Below are 23,066 nucleotides of genomic sequence, written 5' to 3'. Positions count from 1 at the left end.
ACCCGGCGACAAACGACAAAGCCCGCGGCGATTGCCGCGGGCTTTGCGTTTTCAGGGCCGTGTGCCGGTCGGCGCGGCGAGGTCGGCCTATTCGGCGGCGTGGGACATGCCCGGCAGGCCGTGGGCGGAGTCGCCCTTGGTCGTCTGCGGCGTGGCGCCGGTGATCGGCAGGGCGTTCGGGTCGTAGCCCGCGTCGCGGCTCTGCTTCTCCCACTCGGCGCGCACACCCGCCTCGTAGCGCGGGTCCACCTGCTTCAGGTGGCCGAACCAGCGCTCGACGATCTCGGTCGGCACGCCGACCATCGCGCCGCCCATGTTGCCGTGCAGGCGGGCGCGTTCGTCGTCGTTCATGACCTTGGCGTAGAGCTCGCGGACCTGGAGGTAGTCGTCGTACTCGGTGTGGTCGTAGCGGGCGGCGTCACCGTCGATGCGCAGCGGCGGCTCCGTGGCGGAGCGATCCTCGAGCGCGCCGTTGTACGAGTTGGGCTCGTAGTAGGCGTTCTCGTTGCCGGAGGCGAGGCCGCCGTACATGTTCATCTCGCCGTCGCGGTGGTAGTGGTGCACCGGGCAGCGGGGACGGTTGACGGGGATCGTCTCGTAGTGCGTGCCGAGGCGGTGGCGGTGCGCGTCCGCGTAGGAGAAGATGCGGGCCTGCAGCATCTTGTCCGGCGACCAGGAGATGCCCGGGACGATGTTCGACGGCGAGAAGGCCGCGTTCTCGATCTCGGTGAAGTAGTTGTCGGCGTTGCGGTTCAGCTCGAAATAGCCGACGTCGATCGGCGGGTACTCCGAGTGCGGCCACACCTTGGTGAGGTCGAACGGGTTGTAGGCGGTCTTCTCCGCGTCGGCTTCGGGCATGATCTGCACCTGGAATTTCCAGCGCGGATAGTCGCCACCCTCGATCGTGTTGAAGAGGCGCTCCTGGTAGCCCTCGCGAGTCTTGCCGATGACCTGCTCGGCCTCGGCGTTCGTGTAGAACGTGTGGCCCTGCTGGGTCTTGAAGTGGAACTTCACCCAGTAACGCTCACCCGCGTCGTTCCAGAACGAGTAGGTGTGCGAGCCGTAGCCGTTCATGTGCATCGGCGACTGCGGCAGGCCGCGGTCGGACATGAGGATGGTGACCTGGTGCAGCGCCTCGGGCGACAGCGACCAGAAGTCCCACATCGCGGTCGGCGAGCGCATGTTGGTCTTCGGGTGGCGCTTCTGCGTGTGGATGAAGTCCGGGAACTTGTACGGGTCGCGCACGAAGAAGACCGGCGTGTTGTTGCCGACCATGTCCCAGTTGCCGTCCTCGGTATAGAACTTGAGGGCGAAGCCGCGGACGTCGCGCTCGTGATCGGCCGCGCCCTGCTCGCCGGCGACCGTGGAGAACCGCGCGATCATCGGCGTTTCGGCGCCGGGCTGCAGCGCCTTGGCCTTGGTGTACTTCGAGATATCGCCGGTGATGACGAGCTTGCCGTGGGCCCCCCAGCCCTTGGCGTGCACGGTCCGCTCGGGAATGCGCTCACGGTTCTGGTGGGCCAGCTTCTCGATGAGCTGATAGTCCTGCATCAGGACGGGGCCACGCTTTCCGGCCGACAGCGAGTCCTGGTTGTTGGGCCAGGGGGCGCCGGCGGACGTCGTGAGTTTGGGTCGATCCGTCATCGTCGAGCTCCTCGAATTGTTCTCGTTAAGCCTATCTAGGGTGAGGCGATCTCTATAGTCCAATCGGTTTTTTGGCGTCTCGCTATAGAGACATCCTATTGACCGTCCCATCCCTCGGCCACGAGCGTCCGTAAGCCCCTGATCGGACAGGGAACGCTCATGGAGCCAACCCAAAAATAGAACTGGTGTTCCTTAACTTCCGCGTTTGTTGATTTGTCCGCACCGCAGAGGTTCGAGTTCGGAGTCTCGGGGATGCGACGAACCGCCGGCAATCGTGCCGCAGCGGGGCGGAGCCGCCGGGCGAAACCATTGCCGCCCGTTCGCCGCGATGCTAGAGAGTTTGCACGTTTACTTAAGGTATAACTATGGCAGATCTCGTGCGCGGGCTGGGCGGCCCGGCCGGCTTCGGCGAACGTCAGCTTCCGGCCAATGACGACCAGAGTTCAGACGCCATCAATATTACGAGAGTATTCGAGGACGGGCTGAATTTCTTCGGCACGACTTACAATTCGCTCTACATCAACAACAACGGCAATGTGACGTTCGAGGCGCCGCTCGCGACCTACACGCCGTTCGGCATTACGAACTCGGACATTCCGATCATCGCCGCCTTCTTCGCCGACGTCGACACGCTCGGCGACGAGACCGGCCTCGGCCCGACCCGCGGCGGCACCAGCCAGGGCACCGACACGGTCTGGTACGACCTCGATCCGGCGTCCGGCAAGCTGACCGTGACCTGGGACGACGTCGGCTTCTATGCGGCGAACCTGTCGGAGCGGAACGCCTTCCAGCTGGAGCTGATCGACAAGGGCGACGGCGATTTCGACATCGTCTTCCGCTACGAGGACATCCAGTGGACCCGTGGCGAGGTGTCAGACGCGGACGCGCGGATCGGCTACTCGGCGGGCGACCAGCGCAACCATTCGGAACTCGACGTGTCCGGCGACCGCGGCGCGCTGCTGGAGCTGCCCGACTCGCCGGGGCTCGGCTCGCCGGTGGCCGGCGAGGTCGTCTACCATGTGCGCAACGGCGTCGTGATCGACCCGGGCGAGCCGGTGGACCCGGGTGAACCCGGGGAGCCGGGCGAGGACGACGAGCCGGCCGGCGGCCGGGGCATCATCGAACCCGTCGTCCACGAGGGCGTCCGCCTCGTCGGCGACCGGGGCGAGGACAGCCTCGTCGGCGGCCGCGGCAACGACAGCCTGATCGGAGCGGCGGGCGGCGACACCCTCTTCGGCCGCGACGGCGACGACGTCCTGAAGGGCGGAGCCGGCCGGGACGCGCTCGACGGCGGCGACGGCGACGACAAGCTGTTCGGCCATGGCGGGGCGGACCGCCTTGTCGGCGCGGAGGGCGACGACACCATCAACGGCGGGTCGGACAACGACTTCCTATTCGGCCGGGACGGCAACGACGTCCTGCGCGGCGGGCGTGGCGACGACCTGATCGTCGGCGGCGGCGGCCGCGACGTGGTTGCGGGCGGCGGCGGCGAGGACACGTTCGTCCTCACTCCCGGTCCGGGCCAGTCGCGCGTCCTCGACTTCACGGCGCACGTCGACGTGTTCGGGCTCGACAACGGCCTGACCTTCGACGACATCAGCTTCGACGGCCACAAGATCATGGCCGGCGATGCCGTCCTCGCCGTGGTCGTCGGCTTCGACACGACGACGCTGACGGAAGCCGACTTCGTCATCCTGTAGCCCGGCCCACACCGGCGCCCGGGCGCCCCGGCAGGGACGCACCGGCCGCCAGTTCCCCCCTCAGCCCGAGTTGCGCAGGCCCGCGGCGATTCCGTTGATGGTCAGGTTGATCCCGTGCGGCACGCGGTCGTCCTCGTCGCCGGCGCGGTGGCGCTTCATCAGCTCGACCTGCAGGTGGTTCAGCGGGTCGAGGTAGGGGAAGCGGTTGCGGATCGAGCGGGCCAGCAGCGGGTTGCCGGCGAGCAGCTCGGTCTGGTTGGTGATCGTCAGCAGCATGCGCCGCGTCAGGTCGTGCTCGGTCCTGAGGCGCGGGAAGATGGCGTTGCGCAGCGCCTCGTTCTTCACCAGCTCGGCATAGCGCGAGGCGATGGCGATGTCCGTCTTCGACAGCACCATGTCGAGCGAGGACAGGAGCGTCTGGAAGAAGGGCCACTCCTCGGCGAGGCGCTGGAGCGTCGCGAGGCCGTCCTCGTTGTCGGCGAGGTAGCCCTCGACGGCGGAGCCGAAGCCGTACCAGCCCGGCAGCATCAGCCGGCACTGCGCCCAGCCGAACACCCAGGGGATCGCCCGCAGGTCCTCGATCGCGCGGGAGTTCTTCCGCGAGGCGGGGCGCGAGCCGATGTTGAGGTTGGCGATCTCGCCGATCACGGTGGAGGACCAGAAATAGTCCTCGAACCCCTCCGTCTCGTAGACCAGCGCGCGGTAGGTCCTGAAGGCGCGCTCGGAGAGGTCGTCCATCACCGCCATGAACTCGGGCGGGGAGGAACCGGCCGCCTCGGGCACGAGGGTCGCCTCGAGCGTCGCGGCGAGGATCGCCTCCAGATTGCGCCGCCCGAGCTCGGCGTTGGAGTACTTGCCGGTGATCACCTCGCCCTGCTCGGTGATGCGGATCGCCCCCGGGACCGCGCCGGCCGGCTGGGCGACGATGGCCTCGTAGCTCGGACCGCCACCACGGCCGACGGAGCCGCCGCGGCCATGGAACAGGCGGATCGTCACGCCGTACTTCCCGAAGACGTCGACGAGCTGGTGCTCGGACTTGAAGACCTCCCAGCGGGAGGTGAGGAAGCCGCCGTCCTTGTTGGAGTCCGAGTAGCCGAGCATCACCTCCTGCATCATGCCGCGGCTCGCGAGGAGCGGCGCGTATGCGGGAAGGCCAAAGAGCTGGTCCATGATGCCGGGCGCGGCGCGGAGGTCGCCGATGGTCTCGAACAGCGGCACGATGTTGAGCGCCAGCGTCTGATCCGTCGGGCGCATGAGGCCGACCTCCTTGAGGAGGACGGCGACCTCGAGGACGTCGCTCGCCGAGTCGGCCTTGGAGATGATGGCGTTCTCGACCACGCGGTCGCCGTAGCGGCGGCGCGCCTCGGCCGCCTCCCTCAGGATGCCGAGCTCCTTGTTGGTCTCCTCGGAATATTCGAGGAACGGCGAGACGAGGATGCGCGGCGTCGACAGCTCGGCGGAGAGGACCGCGATCTTCTCGTCCTCGCTCAGCGAGGCATAGTTCTCGTGGACGCTCGCCTTGGAGAAGAGCTCGGCGAGGACGCGCTCGTGAACGTCCGAGTTCTGGCGCAGGTCGATGGTCGCGAGGTGGAAGCCGAAGACGTCCGCCGCGCGGCGCAGGTGCCGGAGCCGGCCGCCGGCGAGTCCGGTGGAGCCGTTGGACGACAGCGAGCGGTGGATGGCGGCGAGGTCCTGGCGGAACTCGTCCGGGCCGGCATAGGGCTCGGGAACACCGTGCCCGTTGGCCGCCTCGAGCGCGTTGCGCGTCGCGGCGAGGCGCTTGCGGATCCCGGTCAGCGCCCGGCGATAGGGCTCGGAGTGCTGGTGGGGCGAATCGTCCGACATCTGGGCGAGCTCGGCCACCTCGGCGCTCACCTTCACGAGGCGCTCGTCGAGCGACAGCTCGCCCGCGAGGGTGAAGAGCTCGCGCTCGTAGTAGTCGAAGATCTTCTCGCTGTTGAGGCGCGTCGCCGTCCGCAGGATCTCCGCGTTGACGAAGGGGTGGCCGTCCCGGTCGCCGCCGATCCAGGAGCCCATCCGGAAGAAGGCCGGCAGCGGCTCGCTGGCGGGGTCCGCGCCGAGCGCGTCCTCCAGCATGTTGTAGAGCTTCGGCAGTTCCTCAAGGAAGGTGTAGTCATAGTAGGCGAGCGCGTTGGCGACCTCGTCCGGCACGCCGAGGCGGTTGCGGCGCAGGATGCTCGTCTGCCACAGTGTGAGGATCGCGCGCTCCATCGCGGCCTCGATGTCGGCCTCCTCCTGCGGGGTGAGGTTGCCCCTGTCGCGCTGGGTAAGGAGCGCTGCGATCTCGCGCTCGCGGTCGAGGGCCGACTTGCGGCGCACCTCGGTCGGATGGGCCGTCAGTACCGGGCTGATCAGGGCGTGCTCGAGGGCGGCGCGAATGTCGTCCGGCGTGAAGCCGCCTTCGGCGAGACGCGACAGGGTCAGCGCCAGGCTGCCGTCCCTCGGATCGGACTTGGCGATCTGGTGCGCGCGGTTGCGCCGGATGTGGTGCTGGTCCTCGCAGATGTTGGCAAGGTGAGAGAAGTAGCTGAATGCACGGATGGTCTGGATCGCTCCCCCGCGGGAGAGATGGGAGAGGATGTCCTCCAGCTCCTCGCGCGCGGTCGGATCCTCGTCGCGATGGAAGCGCAGGCCCAGCTTCCGCACCTGCTCGATCAGCGCGAAGATCTCGCCGCCTTCCTGGGTACGCACGACCTCGCCGAGGAGACGGCCCACGAGGCGGATGTCCTCGCGGAGCGGCGCGTCCTTGTCGTCGCTGGTATTCATGGCGGTCTCCATCGGTCCTGTCGCGGCGCGATCGGGATGTCCGAAACAGTGTCGGCCGGCGTCCGGGACATGCCGGTGCTGCCGCACGATGCAACTCCGGCGCCACCTCCGGGCGCGGAAATGCACAGCAGCCTAGCACGATGGATGCGGCACTGTTGTGCCGGAACCACGGGGCCGATGCATAGCGAGCAGTCCGCCTACCCCGCCAGTGCATAACTAAAAGTCACAACTTGGGCAGAGAATGCCTCATACTTAGGAGCGTTCGAGAATGTATAGGTCGCGAACACACGGGGAGGTTTGATGGACCCGCAAGCGCTGGACCGAGACGCACTCACTCTGAGTGACCTGCGCAAGACCGTTGGCCGGGAAATGTGGGTTTCCCGCTGGTTCACGGTGGATCAGGCTCTGATCGACCGGCATGCCGAGTCGAGTGGAGACCGGCAGTTCATTCACGTCGATCCGGTGCGGGCGAAGGCCGAGTCGCCGTTCGGCGGCACGATCGCGCACGGGTTCCTGACCCTGTCGCTCCTGCCGGCGATGTCGAACGACGCGCTGCCGCCCCGCAAGGGCGTCCGCATGACGCTCGACTATGGTTTCGACCGGGTGCGCTTCCTGGCCCCGGTGCGCTGCAATTCGCGCGTCCGCGGCCGTTTCTCGCTGGTCCACCTCGACGACCAGACACCGTCGGAGCTGACGCTGACCTGGTCGGTGACCGTCGAGATCGAAGGCGGACTGAAGCCCGTCCTCGCCGCCACCTGGATCACCCGCCAATATCTCGAACGCGAGGCCTGAGCGGCCGCCTCGCGCGGATGCGATAGTCGCAGGGATATTGGCGCGGCGACACGCCGCCCGCGCCCAACGCCGGCCGTCCGACGAACGCTCCCCGCATCGCACGGGAGCGCAACGAGGCCTTGCGACCGCCGAGCAGCCGGGGCGCGCCCGCCCGCATCGAACTCTTCCCGTCCGCCATCGCGGTCGACGGCTTCGCGCGCCTTTCATTCGGGCCGGAAGCGGATCCGGCGCGACCTCCCGGTCGCCGTCGCGACGCCCGCACGCGCCGAATCCGGGCCTTGGGTCCTCACCGACGATGCGGCGCGCTTTGCGGCGGCGGCGATGCGAGTGGCATTCGTCCGAACCATTGGTGCGTTGCGGAGCGGGATGCGGAGGGATAGGACCGGTCGGCCCGAAGGGGACGATCCGGCAGGCGAGGCCTGCGCGTTCCCCACGGATCGGGCGACGCTCGGGAGGCGGCCTTGGCAGACATCGTCCTTTACACCAACCCCATGTCGCGCGGCCGCGTGGCGCGCTGGATGCTCGAGGAGGTCGGCGTTCCCTACGACGTCGTCTACCTCACGTACGGTGAGGCCGGGATGGGCGGCGCCGAGTACCGCGCCATCAACCCGATGGGCAAGGTCCCGGCGATCCGCCACAACGGCGAGACCGTCACCGAGACGGCGGCCATCTGCGCCTACCTCGCCGACGCCTTCCCGGAGGCGGGCCTCGCCCCGGAGCCGGGGCACCGCGGCGCCTTCTACCGCTGGCTCTTCTTCGGCGCCGGCTGCATCGACCCGGCGGTGATCGCCAAGGCGCTGGACTTCCAGGTGCCGCCGGAGCGTGAGGCCGCCGCCGGCTTCGGCTCCTTTCAGCGCACCTTCGACACTCTGGAGGCCGCGCTCTCGGCCGGCCCCTACCTCGCCGGGGACAAGTTCACGGCGGCGGACCTCTACGTCGGCGCGCAGCTCAACTGGGGCATGGGTTTCAACATCATTGAGCCCCGGCCCGTCTTCAAGGACTATGCCGGGCGCCTCACCGCGCGCGACGCGTACAAGCGCGCCTCCGCCCTCGACGATGCCGCCATGAAAGCCTCCTCCGCAGAATGACCAAGCCCACCATCGGCCCGGTGACGCTCAGCGACACGCACGTCACCCTCGCCCCGCTCGAGCACGCCCACCACGACGGCCTCGTCGAGGCCGCCCAGACCGGCGAGCTCTGGCGCCTCTGGTACACGACGGTCCCTTCGCCGGAGGGGATGACGGCCGAGATCGACCGCCGCCTGAAGCTGCAGGAGGCGGGGTCCATGGTCCCCTTCACGGTGTTCGGCGCGGACGGCCGGATCGAGGGGATGACGACCTACATGAACGTCGACCGCGCCAACCAGCGCGTCGAGATCGGGTCGACCTGGTACGCCTCGCGGGTGCACCGCACGCCGCTCAACACCCAGGCCAAGCGCCTCCTTCTGGGGCATGCGTTCGAGGTGCTGGACTGCATCGCTGTCGAGTTCCGCACGCACTTCTTCAACCGCCAGAGCCGCCGCGCGATCGAGCGGCTCGGGGCCAAGCTCGACGGCGTCCTGCGCAACCATCAGGTCCTCGCCGACGGCACGCTGCGCGACACGGTCGTCTACTCTGTCCTGCCGCACGAGTGGCCGACGGTGAAGCGGCACCTGACGTCCTTGCTGGAGTACCGTCCGGACTGAGCCGGGCCGCCCCCCGGTCCCACTCGATCGCGACGCGGGCCCGACGATCGGGGCCGGCCGGATCGGGGCCGACACAATGACGCGCCGGCCGCCGGGGACGGTGCCGGCGCCCATCGGCTAGGTTCGCGCCTCCCGCCCCCGCCTCCCGGACACCCCCATGGACTGGACCCAGCCGATCGACGCCTACTGCGAACGCCTCGGGCCGGAGTTCTGGGCCGAGCCGTGGAACGCCGTCACCAATGCAGCTTTCCTGATCGCGGCGCTCGTCGCCTTCGTCGCGGCGCGGCGGAGGGGCGGGCCGGACGCCGGCATCGCCCTCCTCATCGCCGTGCTCTGCGCGATCGGCGTCGGCTCGTTCCTGTTCCACACGTTCGCCAACCGCTGGTCGGTGATGGCGGACGTCATCCCGATCCAGATCTTCATCCTCGTCTATTTCGCGCTGGCGATGCGCCGCTTCGCCGGGATGGCGTGGTGGGGCGCGATCCTCGCCACGGCCCTCTTCGCCGTCCTGTCGGCGGCGGGGTCGAGCGCGCTGCCCGGCGTCGTCGACCTCAACGGCTCGGAAGGGTACGTCCCGCCCCTCCTCGGCCTTCTCGTCGTGGGGCTGGCGTTGTGGGTGGCGGGACGGCGCGACGCGGGGCGCGCGCTGGTGACCGGCGCGGCGATCTTCGCCGTCTCGCTCACCTTCCGCACGCTGGACCGGGACGTCTGCGGCGCCGCGCCGCTCGGGACGCACTTCATGTGGCACGTCCTCAACGCCGTCCTGCTCGGCCACCTCATCGTGGCGCTGATCCGATACGGCGGCGTCCGGACGGCCGCGGCGGACCGGACGGCCTGAGCCGTCCGGCCGGCAGGGGCTACGCGGCCTTCGGCGCGGCGAGGGCGATGCCGATGAAATCGTCCGCCTTGAGGCTCGCGCCGCCGACCAGCGCGCCGTCGACGTTCTCCACCGCGAGGAGCTCGGCCGCGTTCGAGGGCTTCACCGAACCGCCGTAGAGAATCGGCACGTGCGTCGAAAAGCGCGCCTCGAGCCTGTCACGGATCGCCTTATGCACAGCCGCGACGTCCTCGACCGACGGCGTCCGCCCGGTGCCGATGGCCCAGACGGGCTCATAGGCGACCACCAGCCTGGACGGATCGAGCGAGGCCGGGACCGAGCCGTCGAGCTGGCCGCCGACGACCGCCTCGGTCTCCCCGGCGTCGCGCTGCGCCTCCGTCTCGCCGACGCACACGATCGCGGTCAGCCCCGCGCGCTGGGCCGCGGCGGCCTTCGCGGCCACGAGTTCGTCCGTCTCCCCATGGTCGGCGCGGCGCTCGGAATGGCCGACGATCACGGCCGAAGCACCGCACGACGCCAGCATTTCGGCGGAGATGTCACCGGTGTGGGCGCCCTTCTCCTCCGGGTGGCAGTCCTGCCCGCCGATGGCGATCTTGGACACGGTTGCGCGGTCGGCAAACTTGGAAATCAGAATGGCCGGAGGGCACACCAGGAGATCGATTCCGCGTGCCGTCGCTTCCGGCGCGCGGGCGATCATCCGGCCGAACTCGTCCATCGAGTCCGGTGTGCCGTTCATTTTCCAGTTGCCTGCGATCAGCATTGCGTGTCCTTTTTTCCTAAGACCTGCGCCGGGGCGCGCCGAATGGGCCTCTTGCCGCTGCGGTCCATGGTGCGTATGCCCCAATGCGCGTAAACAACCCGGTCGGCGTAAACAAACGGCTCTCTCATGTTGAATGAAATGCGACGCGGGGCGAAGGGGACCCTCGCAAAACTCCTCATCGCGCTCCTTGTCCTCTCCTTCGCCGTCTGGGGTGTCTCCGGCTTCGTAAACACGGTCAACCCGACCGAGGTTGCGCGTGCCGGCGATACTCCCGTCTCCGCTCGCGAGTTCGAGCGGGCCTGGCGCGTGCAGTCCATGCGGATCACGCAGCAGCTCGGCCGAAGCCTCACCCCGCAGGAGATCCAGTCCTTCGGGATCGCCAACAGCGTCCTCCAGTCGCTCGTGACGGGCGCGCTGCAGGTCGACGCGGCGCACGATCTCGGCATCGACGTCAGCGACGACACGCTCGCCGAGCGGCTCCGCAGCGACCCGCGCTTCGTGCCCGAGGGCGGCAACTTCGACCGCAACGCCTTCAACCGTTACCTCGCGAACTTCAACTACAGCGAGAACGAGTTCTTCAAGGTCGAGCGCGAGGCGGCGGTGCAGGAGATGTGGACCAACAGCCTCGTGGGCGGCCTCACGGTGCCGACCCCCTACCTCGAGGCCGTCAACCGGTTCACGAACCAGACCCGCGAGATCGCGAGCTTCCGCCTCGACAACGACAGCCTGTCGACGATCCCCGATCCGACGGAGGAGGAGCTGCGCGCCTTCTACGACGAGCACAAGGACGAGTTCCGCGCTCCCGAGCGCCGGTCCTTCTCCATCGTGACCCTGTCGCCCGACGCGCTGGCCGAACCCGAGGTCGTCAGCGAGGACGCGGTGCGCCGCGCCTACGACGCGGACGGCGCCTACGGCACGCCCGAACGGCGCGAGGTGCAGCAGGTGGTGCTCGACGATCCGGACGTGGCGCAGAAGGCCGCCGACGCGATCAACGGCGGCACCGCCTTCTCGGCGATCCTGCGCGAGCTCGGCAAGAAGCGCTCCGACGTCGACCTCGGCCTCGTCGCCAAGTCGGCGATCTTCGACCCGGCCATCGCCGAGGCGGCTTTCTCGCTCGACGCGCGCAAGGCGACCGTGGTCGACGGCCGCTTCGGCCCGACCCTCGTCCGTGTCGACGACATCGAGGCCGCCGCCAAGCAGCCGTACGACGAGGTGAAGGACGAGATCCGCGCCTCTCTCGCCCTCGACGAGGCCATCGACCAGGCCCGCGCGCTGCAGACCGACGTGACCGACGCGGTCGCCGGCGGCGCGCCCGTCGCCGAGATCGCCGACCGGTTCGACCTGCCGACGCAGACCGTCGAGGCCGTCGACCGCAACGGTCGCGACGAGAACGGCGAGACCGTCGACATCCCCGGCCGCGAAGCCGTGCTGAACGCGGCCTTCGCCGCCGAGGCCGGTGCCGACCCCGCGCCCGTCGAGGATGGCGACGCCACCATCTGGGTCCAGACCGATACGATCATCGAGGCCGACATCCTGCCCTTCGAGGAAGCGCAGGGCGACGTGCTCCTCGCCTGGACCGAAGCCCAGCGCTCCAAGCAGCTCGACGAGATGGCGACCGCCGCGGTCGAGGCCGTCAACTCCGGCACGCCGATCGCCGACGTCGCCGCGCAGTACGGGGCGGAGGTCGCCCAGTCCGCGCCGTTCACCTTCAGCGCCGCTCCCGAAGGCATGCCCCGCGCGGTCGCCGCGGCGGCGTTCGAGGGGCCGCGCGGCCACGGCGCATCGGTGCCGGACGGCAACACGCGGATCGTCTTCCAGGTGACCGACGTCACCGAGCCGGCCTTCTTCGTGGAGGATCAGGGGCTGTCGCGCGTGCGCCAGCAGCTCGACGAGGGCATGGCCAACGCGGTGCTGTTCGACTTCCTCAACGCTTGGCAGTCCGACGTCGGCGCGACGGTGAACCAGCAGATCCTCAACCAGCTCACCGGCGTGGGCCAGGGACAGGGCTGATGACCGACCTGCTCGAGACCGGGGGGATCCGCTTCGGTGGCTAACCTCAAGACGTTCATCGCGAAGGCCGCGTCGGGGGAGCCCCTGACGCGCGCCGAAGCGTCCGCCGCGTTCGACGTCCTGATGTCGGGCGAGGCGACGCCGGCCCAGATCGGCGGCCTCCTCATGGCGCTGCGCGTCCGGGGCGAGACGGTGGACGAGATCGCCGGCGCCGTCGACGTGATGCGCGCCCGCATGCTGCCGGTGCAAGCCCCGGCCGACGCGATCGACATCGTCGGCACCGGCGGCGACGCATCGGGAACCTACAACGTCTCCACCTGCGCCGCGTTCATCGTCGCGGCGGCGGGGGTGCCGGTCGCCAAGCACGGCAACCGGGCGCTCTCCTCCAGGTCGGGTGCGGCCGACTGCCTCTCCGCGCTCGGCATCACGCTCGACCTCTCGCCGGAGGGGATCGCCGCCTGCATCCGCACCGCCGGCATCGGCTTCATGTTCGCCCCGGCGCACCATGCGGCCATGAAGCACGTCGGCCCGGCCCGCGTGGAGCTCGGCACGCGCACGATCTTCAACCTCCTCGGCCCGATGTCGAACCCGGCGGGCGTCAAGCGCCAGCTCCTCGGCGTCTACTCGTCCGAGTGGGTGCGCCCGCTCGCCGAGGCGCTCGCCACCCTGGGCGCCGAGCGCGTGTGGGTGGTCCACGGGACCGACGGCCTCGACGAGATGACGACCACGGCCGAGACCGAGGTGGCCGCCGTCGAGAACGGCAAGGTCACCACCTTCACCGTCACGCCCGAGGACGCCGGCCTGCCCCGCGCGGCCCCGGCCGACCTCATCGGCGGCGACGGTGCGTACAATGCGGCCGCGCTGCGCGACGTGCTCGCCGGCAAGCCGAGCGCCTACCGTGACATCGCCTGCCTCAACGCGGCCGGCGCGCTCGTCGTCGCGCAGAAGGTGGAAACGCTTGCGGAGGGCGTGAAGCTGGCCCAGAACCTCCTGGACGACGGCTCGGCCGCGGCGCGGCTCGACGCGCTGGTGTCGGTCTCGAACGCCGCCGCGACCGCGAAATAGGAGTTTCCCCGACGTCATGGACGCCGCACCCGACATTCTGGCGCGCATCGAGGCCTACAAGCGCGAGGAGATCGCCGCCGCGCGCCTCGTCGAGGACTCGGCCTCCTGGCGCGCCCGTGCCGAGGCGGCCGCTCCGCCGCGCGACTTCGTCGGCGCCCTCAGGGCCGCAGCCGCCGCGGGCCGTCCGGGCCTCATCGCCGAGATCAAGAAGGCGAGCCCGTCCAAGGGCCTGATCCGGCCCGACTTCGACCCGCCCGCCCTCGCCCGCGCCTACGCCGACGGCGGCGCGACCTGCCTCTCGGTCCTCACCGATGCTCCGTCCTTCCAGGGCGCGCCTGAGTTCCTCAGCGCCGCGCGGGAGGCCTGCTGCCTGCCGGTCCTGCGCAAGGACTTCATGTACGTGCCCGAGCAGGTGTTCGAGGCGCGCGTGTGGGGCGCGGACTGCATCCTCGTCATCATGACCGGCGTCGACGACGCGGTAGCGCGCGACCTCGTCGACGCGGCGCATGCCCTCGGCATGGGCGCGCTCCTCGAGGTGCACGACGAGCGGGACATGGAGCGCGCGCTCGCGCTCCCCTCCCCGCTGATGGGCGTCAACAACCGCGACCTCAGGACCTTCAAGACCGACCTCGCCGTCACCGAGCGGCTGGCGGCGATGGTCCCGCCCGACCGCCTGCTCATCGCCGAATCCGGCATCGCCACCCACGCCGACGTCACGCGCCTGCAGGCCGTCGGCGCAAGCGCCTTCCTCATCGGCGAGAGCCTCATGCGCCACGCGGACGTGACCGCCGCGACGCGCGCGCTGCTCGGCAACCCGCTGACCCACATCGACGCCACCGGCGCGGCCCGGATGGTGGACGTCTCCGCCAAGGCCGAGACGACCCGCACGGCCGTCGCCGAGGGGACCGTCACGATGGCGCCCGACACGCTCGCCGCCATCCAGGCCGGCAACGTGAAGAAGGGCGACGTCGTCGGCGTGGCGCGGATCGCCGGCATCATGGCCGCCAAGAAGACCTCGGAGCTGATCCCCCTCTGCCACCCGCTGCCGCTCTCGTCGGTGTCCGTGGACCTCGAGCCGGACCCGTCGCTGCCCGGCTACCGCGTCACCGCGCGGGCGAAGACCACGGGGCGCACCGGCGTCGAGATGGAGGCCCTCACCGCCGTCTCCGCCGCCTGCCTGACGCTCTACGACATGGCCAAGGCCATGGACCGGGGCATGGTGATCGGCGGCGTGCGGCTCCTGGAAAAGTCCGGCGGCCGCTCGGGCGAGTGGCGCACCTCTTGATTGACGTCGACGAGGCGCAGGCCCGCCTGATCGCCGCCGCTCCCCACCTCCCGTCCGAGACCGTACCGCTCGCCGAGGCCGCCGGCCGCGTCGTGACGGTCGACGTCGTCTCGATGCGCACGCAGCCCCCCTTCGCCTCGTCCGCGATGGACGGCTACGCGGTCCGCACCGCCGACATGCCCGGCCCGGTCCGGGTGGTGGGCGAATCCGCGGCCGGGCGGCGCTACCCGCGTCCGCTGGGTCACGGCGAGGCGGTCCGCATCTTCACCGGCGCCCCGGTGCCGGAGGGGGCAGACGCGATCCTCATCCAGGAGGACGCAGCGCGCGACGGCGATGCGCTCACGGCCACCGACACGGTCAAGCCGAACGACCACATCCGCGCGCTCGGCCTCGACTTCGCCGCCGGCGACACACTGGTGGCGGCCGGCACCGTCCTCGCGCCGCGCCACATCGCACTCGCCGGCGCCGGCGGCCATGCGGAACTGACGGTCGCCCGCAGGCCCCGCGTCGCCTTCCTCGCCACCGGCGACGAACTCGTGCCGCCCGGCTCGCCCACCGGTCCCGACCAGATCGTCGCCTCGATCACACCCGCGCTCGCCGCGACGGTGCGCGCGGCCGGCGCGGACCCGATCGACCTCGGCATCGCGCCGGACGACCGGGCCGAGATCGCCCGGCGCTGTGCCGCCGGGATCGCCGAGGCGGACATCCTCGTCACGCTCGGCGGCGCCTCGGTCGGCGACCACGACCTGGTCAAGCCCGCCCTCTCGGACCTCGGCATCGAGCCGGACTTCTGGAAGGTCGCGGTGCGGCCGGGCAAGCCGCTGATGTTCTCCTCCAGGCCGCTCGTTCTCGGCCTGCCGGGCAACCCGGTATCGGGCGCGGTCTGCGCGGTCCTGTTCCTCGTTCCGCTGGTGAAGGCGATGCAGGGGGTGACGGCACCGCTGCCGGAGGTGCGCGAGGGGATTCTCGGCCGCGACCTCCCGGCGAACGGCCCTCGCCGCGATCACATGCGCGCGGTGCGATCGGGATCGACGATTACGCCAGCATCGCGGCAGGATTCATCGATGCTAGCCGTGCTCGCGGCTTCGGATGTTCTGCTCGTGCGTCAACCGCATGAAGGTCCCGTGCCGGCGGGGAGTCCATGTCGGTATATCGCGCTCTGATTGCTTGACTCGTGACGTTCTGCGGGCTCCGCATTGCGGAACACACGACGAACGTGTATAGATGATGGCGGAATGATTCGGGTACCAATGCTGGTCATACAGCGTCAGGACGACGACGAACTATGCTGACGAAGAAGCAGTACGATCTCCTCATGTTCATTCATGAGCGTATGAGCTCGACCGGTGTGCCGCCGTCCTTCGAGGAAATGAAGGATGCGCTCGATCTTAAATCCAAATCCGGCATCCATCGCCTGATAACCGCGCTGGAGGAGCGTGGCTTCATCCGCCGCCTCCCCAACCGCGCCCGCGCGCTGGAAGTCCTGCGCCTGCCGGACGTCGCGCTCGCGAAGTCGAGCCCGCCGCAACGCCCGCGCGGCTTCTCCCCGTCCGTCATCGAGGGGTCGGCCCCGCGCGATCCGGCCATCCCGCCGAAGCGGGGCCCTTCGCTGCGCCCTGTCACGACCGCCTACGACATCGTCGACGTGCCGATGATGGGCCGCATCGCCGCCGGCGTGCCGATCGAGGCGATCCAGCAGCAGAGCTCCGCCGTCCACCTCCCGTCCGACATGCTCGGCCCCGGCGAGCACTTCGCGCTGGAGATCACGGGCGATTCGATGATCGATGCCGGCATCCACGACGGTGACACCGTCGTCGTGCGGCGGACGGACCACGCCGAGAACGGCGACATCGTGGTCGCCCTGATCGACGGCGAGGAAGCGACCCTCAAGCGTCTGCGCAAGCGTGGCAACACCATCGCGCTCGAGGCTGCGAACCCGGCGTACGAGACGCGCATCTTCGGCGCCGACCGCGTCCAGATCCAGGGCAGGCTCGCCGCCCTCCTCCGTCACTACTGACGCGCAGGACCGCAACTGCCGCTCCGGCACCACACGGTGCCGGGCCGCAGCAGCCGACCCGCGAGACCGCAGCCTCCGGACCCGGAACCGACGCGACCTGCCGCCCGGACTCGTTCAGTCCGCGCCAATCACGCGGTCCCCGCGACGGCCACCATTCGGCCCGCCTCGTTCGGCGCGGCGGATCCGTCGGCTTTCCCTGAACGACCTGCCTCTCCCCGACCTCCTGCCCGGACCTCCACGCCCGCGGGCGCGGCCCATCGATCGGCATTTCCCGGCGACCTGCCTCTCCCCGCCGGCGAGCCCGGACCTCCACGCCCATCGGCGCGGCCAATCGATCGGCATTTCCCGAGGGCCCTGCCTTCCCCGACGGCCGGCCCTGACCAGCACGCCCATGGGAGTGGCCAATCGATCGGCATCTCCCGGGCGACGTGCCTCTCCCCGACGGTCTGCCCGGACCTCCACGTCCATGGGCACGGACAATCGATCGGCATTTCCCGAGGGACCGCCTGTCCCCGCCGGCCTGCCTGGACCGCTACGCCCGTGGGCGAGGCCAGTCGATCAGCATTTCCCGGGGCGAGCTGCCTCTCCCCGACGTCCATCGCGGCCCGCCATGCCGGCGGGGGCGGCCGGTGCGGGGCGTTAGAGCGAGCTGCAGAGGTGGCCGCCGTCGATGGAGATGACGCTGCCGGTCATGTACGCCGACGCATCGCTCGCCAGGAGGCAGAGCGCGCCGGAGAGGTCGTCCGGCTGTCCGAGCCGGCGCTGCGGAATGCGCCGGACCAGCGCCGCGCCCGCGTCGGTGGCAAAGAATTCGCGGTTGATGTCGGTCTCGATGTAGCCGGGGCAGATCGCGTTGACGCGGATGCCGTAGCGCGCCCACTCGAGCGCCAGCACCTTCGTCATGTGGATGAGGCCGGCCTTCGCCGAGGCGTAGTGCACCAGAGCGCCTGCCGGCCGCAGCCCGGTGATCGAGGCGATGTTAATGATCGACCCGCCGTGCTGGGCCGTCTTCAGCCGCTGCGCCGCCTCGCGCGCGACGGTGAAGCAGCCGGTGAGGTTGGTGTCGATGACGAAGCTCCAGTCCTCGTCGGAGACGTCCAGCGCCGGCTGCGCGGTCGACACGCCGGCGTTGTTCACCACGACGTCGATCGTCCCCAGCTCACTAGCGGCGGCGTCGAGCCCGGCCGCGATCGAGGCCGTGTCGGTGACGTCCATCGCGACCACGCCGACGGTGGTGCCGAGGGTGGCGAGCTCGTCCCGGAGCGCCTCGAGCCGGTCGAGCCGGCGGGCGGCCAGCACCAGCGAGGCCCCCGACCGCGCGAGCGCCTTCGCGAAGTTCGCGCCGAGGCCGCTCGAAGCGCCGGTGACCAGCGCGACCTTCCCCTCCAGCGACAGTTCCATCCCGTGTCTCCTCGTTTCTACGCCGCCCGGCTGCGATGCCGCGTCACCGGAGCGTGCCCCGGACCGGACACCCGACCCGCTCCGCTCTACCCCGTCGCACGACCCATCGCCATCATTTTGTCAGACGATCCCGTCTGACGCTACACGCCTCGCAGGGCATGTCGGGGAAGTATGGAACAGGTACGGCAGGGTTCCCACCGGGACAGGCCCTGCCGTGCGGGCCGACCATTCCCGGGATGCCGCCAGGGTGCCCGTCCGGGCCAGTCGCGCCCCGAACGGCGCCGCCATAACCGTGCGGCACCGGGCGAGCCTAACTGCCTGGGCCTGACCGGACACTCGCGCCGGACGGACCAGTCGCCGTAGCGCGAAGCCGACCTAGCTGCGCGGGCGGCGGATCTTCCACACGCCGTCGGCCGTCGCGACGACCGTGTCGCCGACCCTCGCGGTCCCGCGCAGGAAGATCACCGAGCGTGTCGTGCGCACCACCTCGATCTCCGCCTCGAGCAGCGAGCCGGCCATCACCCCCTCGACGAAGGAGACGTTGAGGTTGATCGTCGCCTGCCCGGGCGCGTCGTGCGTGCGGGAGCCGTAGACGCCGATGGCGTGGTCCAGGAAGGTCATGATCGCGCCGCCGTGCACGATCCCGAACCCGTTGAGGTGACGTTCCTCGACGCGCATCGCGTAGCGGACGTCGCCGTCGGGAAGCGTGCGCATCAGGAGCGGACCGACCCAGTCCATGTAGCCCTGGCCGGACAGCGCCGTCCAACCGTCGTCCATCACCTTGCCCGCGTCCACGCGTCGACCCCTCCGTTCCGGTTGCGGCCGCCTAGCACGGCGGCGGTCCGCAGACCAACCTCGCGGCCCGCCGGGGCCGGCGAAAGGCCGCGCTCAGGACGCGGCATCGGGGACGAGACGGGCGGCGAGCGCGTCGCGCATCAGTGGCGCCACGGCACCGGCGGCCTCGTACTGGACCCAGTGGCCCATCCCGTCGATGACGTGCTGCCGCGCGCCGGCGGGGTGGGCCTTCAGGATCTCCCAGCGCTCGTCGTGCTGGAAGGCGACGGCGTCGCGCTCACCGTAGATCGCGGTGATCGGCGCGGTCACGTCCGGCAGCGCCTCCAGCAAGGCGGCGCTGCGCGAGGCGAGGCGGCTCGGTGCCCGCGCGCGCGGCACGTTCAGCGTCTGGATGTGGACCGCGAGGTCGTCGATCCGGTCCGCGTTCGCGAACATCATCGAGGCGAGGTTCGCCCGGTGGACCTCGGCCAGCGCGTCGGAGCTCACAGTGCGCACCTTGCGCAGCGGCGGCGGATCGGAAAGGGCGAAGCCGAAGCCCATCGAGCCGACGATGACGAGTTCGCGGCACTGCGTTCCCAGCATCCGCGCCGCGCGCGTCGCGACCACGCCGCCGAACGAGAACCCCGCCAGCGCGACCGGCTCGGACCCGCACAGGATCTTCAGGCCGGCGACGATGGGTTCGGCCATGGCGTCGGCGAACGCGGTCCCCTCGTTCGGAATGTCGGGGAGGTCGCCGGACGCGCCGTATCCCGGCATGTCGGCGACGAGGATGCGGTTCGCCTCGGCGAGCGGCGCGATCATCCGCAGCCAGTGCAGCCAGGAGCCGTGGCCGCCGTGGAGGAGCGCGAGCGGCGGGCCGTCGCCGAAGGCGTGCCACACCATCTCACCGCCGCCGCACGGCGTCTTCAGCACGGTGGCCGCAGCCTCGAAGGCCGCGACGACCTCCGCCGGTTCGCTAACTCCGTCATCCAAGAGCGCCGCCGCGCGCGACAGCGCCGCGGCGGAGGACTTTGCATCGTCCGACATCATGTCTCCCTGTGGTCGATCCGTCCGAAGACGCGCGGCCTCGGCGACCGTCCCGGCCGGCGCGAGCCCCGCACCATTGATCCCGGCATTTTACATGCCCCGAAATCGAGACCCGCACAGACCGGAGTTCATTCCGGACTCCATTGGGTCTTCCTATACCTCAATCCGGGACCGGAACCGGCGCCACGACATCTGGTCGCGAGCGAAACCCACGGACGTCATGCGCAGTCGATCACCGGACAGTGGGCCGAATTGCGGCGCTCTCAGGCTCGCAACGCTATCGGTTCAGGATATGGCTCGACCGTCGCCTCCGTGCGGATGGCGAGCACGTGGCGGAGGGCTACGACGGGGCCGGGGCGATGCCGGGCCTGTCCCGCGACAGGGCGACCTTGGCGAGTTCCGCCTCGTAGGCGGCGAAGAGCTCGTCCGGCGACGTCCCCAGATTGTGCAGGGTTTCGAAGGTGTAGAGGCCCGTGTCGTGCCCGTCGTCGAAGCCGATCCGCACCGCGTAGCGGCCCACCGGGTCGATGGAGCGGATCGTCACGCCCCGCTTGCCGCCGATCACCTGCCGCGCTCCATGCCCGGTTCGCTCCGCCGACGGCGTCATCACACGGAGCAGCTCCGCGCTCACGGCGTGCCGGGTTCCGTCGTCGTAGTCCACCGTCAACACCGAATGGTCGCGGTTGACGGTGAGGCGAGTGGGCCATGGGATAGGTTGCATGACACGCATCCTTTCGGATGGGCTTGGATGAAGGGGCGATAAGCCGATATAAACAAGTCCGACACAGATGAGGCAACGCATGACGTCAGTCCTGGAGGACACATTCGGTCGGCGGGTCACGTACCTGCGCATCTCGGTCACCGACCGGTGCGACTTCCGGTGCGTCTACTGCATGTCCGAGAACATGTCGTTCCTTCCCAAGCGCGACCTCCTCACGCTGGAGGAGCTCGACCGCGTGTCGACGGCGTTCGTCGAGCGCGGTGTCACCAAGCTGAGGATCACAGGCGGCGAGCCGCTGGTGCGACGCAACGTGATGAGCCTCTTCCGCGACCTCTCCCGCCACCTCAAGAGCGGCGCGCTCGAGGAGCTGACCCTCACCACCAACGGCTCGCAGCTCGGCAAGTACGCGACCGAGCTCGCCGACTGCGGGGTGCGCCGCGTCAACGTCTCGCTCGACACGCTGGACCCGGACAATTTCCGCGCGATCACCCGCTGGGGCAACCTCGACAAGGTGCTCGAGGGGATCGACGCCGCGCAGGCCGCCGGCCTCAAGGTCAAGATCAACATGGTCGCCCTCAAGGACGCCAACGAGGACGAGATCGTGCCGATGCTGCGCTACTGTCACGAGCGCGGCCATGACCTCACCCTGATCGAGACGATGCCGCTGGGCGAGATCGAGGCGGACCGGACCGACCAGTACCTGCCGCTCTCCACCGTGCGCCAGCGCCTCGCCGAGGAGTTCACCCTCACGGACCTCACCGATCGCACCGGCGGTCCGGCCCGCTACGTGCGGGTGGAGGAGACCGGCGGGCGCGTCGGCTTCATCACGCCGCTGACGCACAATTTCTGCGAAAGCTGCAACCGGGTGCGCCTGACCTGCACCGGCACACTCTTCCTGTGCCTCGGCCAGGACCACGCCGTCGACCTGCGCGCGCCGATGCGCCAGTCGGAGGGCAACGAGGCGCTGCACCGGGCCATCGACCATGGCATGGGCATCAAGCCCAAGGGCCACGACTTCGTCATCGAACGCCGAAACGAACGGCCGGCGGTCGCGCGGCACATGTCCACGACCGGGGGCTGACACCCGCAAGAGGCTCTCCCTGAAGCGCGCGGGCGGGCCTCCGAAAAGGAAAGTTTGTGACTCCACCAGAGTGCCCGTCGGCCGAGTTCGAGCCGGCGCAACGCTATGCGCCGTCGACAGAGCCAGACGCACCCGACGCCCCTCGGACCCCGGCGGCCCCCGCGAAGCCGAACACCATCACCGCGCCGACCGCCCCTGCCGCCGCCGCGCAGACGACCGACCCGACCCCGACCCGCAGCCCGGCACCGCTGTGGCTCCTGATTTCCGTCTCCACGGTCCAGCCCATCGCGCTCAACATGTACGTGCCCGCCATGGGCACCATGCAGAGCGACCTGAGCACGACGCGCGCGCTCATCTCGGCCACGCTCTCCGCCTTCCTCGTCGCCACCGCGCTCGCGACGCTGGTGGTCGGCGCCCTGTCGGACCTGCGCGGACGGCGGCCGGTGCTGATCGGCGGGCTGGCGCTGTTCGCCGTGGGCTCGGCGATGTGCGCTGCGGCGCCCACCATCACGGTGCTGATCGTCGGGCGCATCGTCCAGGCGATCGGCAGCAGCGTGGGGCTGGCGCTGTCGCGGGCGGTGGTGCGCGACATCTACGGCGCGCGCTCCTCCGCCTCCGCCATCGCCTACGTCACCATGGGCATGGCCGTGGCGCCGATGCTGGCGCCCAGCCTCGGCGGCGTCATGTCCCAGGCTCTCGGCTGGCGCAGCATCTTCCTGTTCATGGCCATCGTCGGCGTCGCCACCACGGTGGCGACGGTCGCCCGCCTCGGCGAGACGCACCCGCCGGCACCCGGGCGCGGCGGCTTCCAGCGCATGAAGGACGAGGCGCGCGAGCTCTTCGGCATCCGCGCCTTCTGGCATTTCGTGGCCGCGCTCGCGTTCATCTGCACGAGCTTCTTTGCGTTCATCGCCGGCAGCGCCTTCGTCGCCGAAACGATCCTCGGCCTGCCCCCGGCGGTCTACGGCCTCTACTTCATGTGCGTCGCGGCCGGGTACATCGTCGGCAACTTCTGCACGGGGCGCTTCGTCGAGCGGCTCGGGCTCGTGATGATGATCCGCACCGGCACGGTCGTCACGCTGGCGGGGATCGTGCTGGCGGCGCTCGCGCCGGTCGCGGGGATCATCCACCCCCTCGCCTTCTTCGGGCCGATGACGCTGGTCGGCCTCGGCAACGGCTTCGCGCTTCCCAACGCGATCGCCGGCGCAGTCAGCGTGCGTCCGCACCTTGCCGGCACCGCCTCCGGCCTTGCCGGCTCCTTCCAGCTCGGCGCCGGCGCCGTGGCGAGCCTCGTCGTGGGCCTCCTGTGCGACTTCAACCCGTGGCCGGACACGATGTGGCCCGTCATGGGGCCGATGCTGATCGGCGGCACGATCGCGCTGTTCTTCAGCTTCACCCTGCGGCGCGGCATGGTGAGCTGAGCCGCTCGGCGCCGGCCCGCCGTCGCGGTCCGGCGCTCC

The 23,066-nt window shown here is 70.0% G+C and carries 19 protein-coding genes; 12 read left to right on the top strand and 7 right to left on the bottom strand.

The features are described from left to right. Positions 1-87 precede the first annotated feature (87 nt). Positions 88-1,644: a catalase gene (locus tag DLJ53_RS06940; protein WP_111343432.1), complete on the bottom strand. Its 1,557-nt coding sequence runs from the start codon at positions 1,642-1,644 to the stop codon at positions 88-90. A 365-nt stretch (positions 1,645-2,009) separates the two neighbouring features. On the opposite strand from DLJ53_RS06940, the gene DLJ53_RS36005 reads away from it, so the two are divergent. Continuing rightward, positions 2,010-3,344, top strand: a complete 1,335-nt coding sequence (locus DLJ53_RS36005) for a nidogen-like domain-containing protein (RefSeq protein ID WP_111343430.1) — start codon at positions 2,010-2,012, stop codon at positions 3,342-3,344. Between the two features lie 60 nt (positions 3,345-3,404). Here DLJ53_RS36005 and ppc read toward each other — a convergent pair whose 3' ends face one another. Beyond that, a complete protein-coding gene (ppc, locus tag DLJ53_RS06930; protein ID WP_111344175.1) occupies positions 3,405-6,131 on the bottom strand; it encodes a phosphoenolpyruvate carboxylase in 2,727 nt (908 codons plus the stop codon). A 300-nt stretch (positions 6,132-6,431) separates the two neighbouring features. On the opposite strand from ppc, the gene DLJ53_RS06925 reads away from it, so the two are divergent. From DLJ53_RS06925 to DLJ53_RS06910, 4 genes are all read left to right on the top strand, one after another. After that, positions 6,432-6,923, top strand: coding sequence for a MaoC family dehydratase (locus DLJ53_RS06925; RefSeq protein ID WP_111343428.1), 492 nt, complete (start codon positions 6,432-6,434; stop codon positions 6,921-6,923). Positions 6,924-7,384: 461 nt separating this feature from the next. Further along, complete coding sequence (locus DLJ53_RS06920) at positions 7,385-8,011, top strand: glutathione S-transferase family protein (protein ID WP_111343426.1); 627 nt, start codon at positions 7,385-7,387, stop codon at positions 8,009-8,011. Next, on the top strand, positions 8,008-8,607 hold the full coding sequence (locus DLJ53_RS06915; RefSeq protein WP_111343424.1) for a GNAT family N-acetyltransferase: 600 nt from the start codon (positions 8,008-8,010) through the stop codon (positions 8,605-8,607). The genes DLJ53_RS06920 and DLJ53_RS06915 overlap by 4 nt, the downstream gene beginning before the upstream one ends. A gap of 157 nt (positions 8,608-8,764) precedes the next feature. Then, positions 8,765-9,445 carry a ceramidase domain-containing protein gene (locus DLJ53_RS06910; RefSeq protein WP_111343422.1) on the top strand — a complete coding sequence of 227 codons (681 nt, stop codon included), beginning with the start codon at positions 8,765-8,767 and terminating at the stop codon, positions 9,443-9,445. A gap of 19 nt (positions 9,446-9,464) precedes the next feature. On the opposite strand, the gene tpiA is transcribed toward DLJ53_RS06910, so the two are convergent. After that, entirely contained in the window at positions 9,465-10,205 is a 741-nt protein-coding gene (gene tpiA, locus DLJ53_RS06905; RefSeq protein WP_111343420.1) for a triose-phosphate isomerase, read from the bottom strand. 138 nt (positions 10,206-10,343) lie between these two features. Here tpiA and DLJ53_RS06900 point away from each other — a divergent pair, with 138 nt between their 5' ends. From DLJ53_RS06900 to lexA, 5 genes are all read left to right on the top strand, one after another. After that, positions 10,344-12,215, top strand: coding sequence for a peptidylprolyl isomerase (locus DLJ53_RS06900; protein WP_162408972.1), 1,872 nt, complete (start codon positions 10,344-10,346; stop codon positions 12,213-12,215). Positions 12,216-12,251: 36 nt separating this feature from the next. Then, positions 12,252-13,280, top strand: coding sequence for an anthranilate phosphoribosyltransferase (gene trpD, locus DLJ53_RS06895; RefSeq protein ID WP_111343416.1), 1,029 nt, complete (start codon positions 12,252-12,254; stop codon positions 13,278-13,280). Positions 13,281-13,296: 16 nt separating this feature from the next. Next, on the top strand, positions 13,297-14,565 hold the full coding sequence (gene trpC / locus DLJ53_RS36635) for an indole-3-glycerol phosphate synthase TrpC (RefSeq protein WP_111343414.1): 1,269 nt from the start codon (positions 13,297-13,299) through the stop codon (positions 14,563-14,565). Next, complete coding sequence (locus tag DLJ53_RS06885) at positions 14,562-15,728, top strand: molybdopterin molybdotransferase MoeA (RefSeq protein WP_111344173.1); 1,167 nt, start codon at positions 14,562-14,564, stop codon at positions 15,726-15,728. The genes trpC and DLJ53_RS06885 overlap by 4 nt, the downstream gene beginning before the upstream one ends. Positions 15,729-15,850: 122 nt before the next feature. Further along, positions 15,851-16,582, top strand: coding sequence for a transcriptional repressor LexA (lexA, locus tag DLJ53_RS06880; RefSeq protein ID WP_111343412.1), 732 nt, complete (start codon positions 15,851-15,853; stop codon positions 16,580-16,582). A 639-nt stretch (positions 16,583-17,221) separates the two neighbouring features. Here the strand turns inward: lexA and DLJ53_RS06875 are convergent. The 4 genes from DLJ53_RS06875 to DLJ53_RS06860 form a co-directional block, all read right to left on the bottom strand. Further along, on the bottom strand, positions 17,222-17,983 hold the full coding sequence (locus tag DLJ53_RS06875) for a glucose 1-dehydrogenase (RefSeq protein WP_111343410.1): 762 nt from the start codon (positions 17,981-17,983) through the stop codon (positions 17,222-17,224). Positions 17,984-18,358: 375 nt separating this feature from the next. Continuing rightward, the gene (locus DLJ53_RS06870) at positions 18,359-18,778 is read right to left on the bottom strand and encodes a PaaI family thioesterase (protein ID WP_111343408.1); all 420 of its coding nucleotides are present in this window, start codon (positions 18,776-18,778) and stop codon (positions 18,359-18,361) included. 93 nt (positions 18,779-18,871) lie between these two features. Further along, positions 18,872-19,804, bottom strand: coding sequence for an alpha/beta fold hydrolase (locus tag DLJ53_RS06865; protein WP_162408970.1), 933 nt, complete (start codon positions 19,802-19,804; stop codon positions 18,872-18,874). Between the two features lie 340 nt (positions 19,805-20,144). Then, a complete protein-coding gene (locus tag DLJ53_RS06860) occupies positions 20,145-20,525 on the bottom strand; it encodes a gamma-butyrobetaine hydroxylase family protein (RefSeq protein WP_111343404.1) in 381 nt (126 codons plus the stop codon). A gap of 79 nt (positions 20,526-20,604) precedes the next feature. On the opposite strand from DLJ53_RS06860, the gene moaA reads away from it, so the two are divergent. Both moaA and DLJ53_RS06850 read left to right on the top strand, forming a co-directional pair. Continuing rightward, positions 20,605-21,606, top strand: coding sequence for a GTP 3',8-cyclase MoaA (moaA, locus tag DLJ53_RS06855; protein ID WP_162408968.1), 1,002 nt, complete (start codon positions 20,605-20,607; stop codon positions 21,604-21,606). A 56-nt stretch (positions 21,607-21,662) separates the two neighbouring features. Next, positions 21,663-23,027 (top strand): multidrug effflux MFS transporter, encoded by a 1,365-nt coding sequence (locus DLJ53_RS06850; RefSeq protein WP_111343400.1) that lies wholly within the window; start codon positions 21,663-21,665, stop codon positions 23,025-23,027. Positions 23,028-23,066 lie beyond the last annotated feature (39 nt).

It is taken from the genome of Acuticoccus sediminis, assembly GCF_003258595.1.
Classification (GTDB): Bacteria; Pseudomonadota; Alphaproteobacteria; order Rhizobiales; family Amorphaceae; genus Acuticoccus; species Acuticoccus sediminis.
The sequence above is the reverse complement of the archived record's forward strand: the minus strand, read 5'-3'. Positions and strand labels throughout refer to the sequence as shown.